Source organism: Bowmanella yangjiangensis, from assembly GCF_017255015.1.
Classification (GTDB): domain Bacteria; phylum Pseudomonadota; class Gammaproteobacteria; order Enterobacterales; family Alteromonadaceae; genus Bowmanella; species Bowmanella yangjiangensis.
In genome coordinates, this window is sequence record NZ_JAFKCS010000181.1 from 1 (window position 1) to 1,623 (window position 1,623).

Sequence of the window (1,623 nt, forward strand, 5' to 3'; positions counted from 1 at the left end):
GGATGTATCAGACCGTAGGGTGGATGACGCTTCTCTCATCCACCCTTGGAAGTGGCTGTCCGGCTACGTGTTGTTGAACATACTTAATATTGCACCCATAAATTGTTCATCTGGCAGCTAATGTCGTACGTGGTAATGTCGCAGCCGTTATTTTCTTGTGTTGAGAATATATATGTGGGTGGGTGCTCTTTGTGCGCTGATTGCCGGCATGATGTGGGGGCTGGTATTCATTGGGCCATTGCTGTTACCGGACTACCCGGCACTGCTTATTTCCATCGGGCGTTATCTGGCATATGGACTCATTGCACTGCCTTTGGCTTGGCTTGATCGTGCCGCCTTACTGAAACTTTCGCGCAACGATTGGCTGGTGGCTGCACTTCTATCGGCTGTTGGGAATTTCTTGTATTACTTCTGCTTGGCAAGCTCCATCCAGCGTACAGGTGGAGCCTTGAGCACTATGATTATAGGTACGTTGCCTGTAGTTATTGCTGTGGCTGCTAATTTGCAGCGGGCTGCACAGGCAACCAGATTACCTTGGATGAAACTATTGCCTTCTACGGCGCTGATCATCATAGGGGTGATATGCGTAAACCAAGCCGAACTGGGAGGAAGGCTGGGGCATGAAGGCTTTGATCAATGGAGTTATGGCTTTGGAGTATTACTGGCCATAGCCGCTGTAGCATGCTGGACGTGGTATCCATTGCGCAATGCAGACTGGCTCAGGGAGAACTCCAGCGGCAGTGCAAGAACCTGGGCCACCGCACAGGGCATCGTTACGTTGCCTATGGCTATCATCGGCCTCCTTTGCCTGTGGTCATTTTTCGCCATCCAGGATGGCGACTTTGAAATGCCGCTTGGGCCGGAGCCCGGCTATTTCATTCTTGTCATAGTCGTGATGGCGCTATTTTCTTCCTGGCTGGCGACCGTGTGCTGGAATGAAGCCAGCCGGCGCCTCCCACCTGCACTGGTTGGTCAATTGATCGTGCTGGAAACACTGGCCGCAATGGCCTATCTGTTTATATGGCGCGGTGACGTCCCCGGTATTACGACCCTATCGGGAATGGTGGTGCTGATCGTTGGGGTTCTAATAGCGCTGAAGAAGAGTCGAGCTTTGTAGGATGGGGAGAGCAACGCGAACCCCATCATCTGTGAATTCCTGGGGCGCTGTGTTCTACCCTGGTGGCTTACAGTCCGGGCTACTTGCTGTGCCTGCTCAACCAAGGCGAAGCCATTCCCGATTACGTGCTGGCACGCCTGACCGGATGCTCCTATTCCCTGCCGCGCCCCAATGGCGGGCGCGTGGCACCAATCCGTGCTGGTGCTGCCCAGTGTGTGGAGGGACAGCCATGCCCGCTACATGGCCCTGTCGCCGCTGAAGCGCCTCCCACGGGACGGTGCCTGACAGCGCCCGCATGCAACCTGCTTCGCCACTGACTACATCCGGTCCGCCAGCGCTGTGGTGTCGCGCCCCTCGACCCCGGATGGCGCGTGGAGCGATTCGTTCAACGGCCGATGACTGACGCGGTTCGCCGCTGATGTTTCCTTGCTTGTTTGAATGAATATCTATTTATTTGATTAATTACTTCGTTTATTTGCGCTATTCAATCGATTTCATGCGAGTAG

The 1,623-nt window shown here is 54.3% G+C and carries 1 protein-coding gene; it reads left to right on the top strand.

The features are described from left to right. The first annotated feature begins 172 nt into the window (after positions 1-172). Positions 173-1,117 (top strand): DMT family transporter, encoded by a 945-nt coding sequence (locus J0A65_RS23125; protein ID WP_206596647.1) that lies wholly within the window; start codon positions 173-175, stop codon positions 1,115-1,117. Positions 1,118-1,623 lie beyond the last annotated feature (506 nt).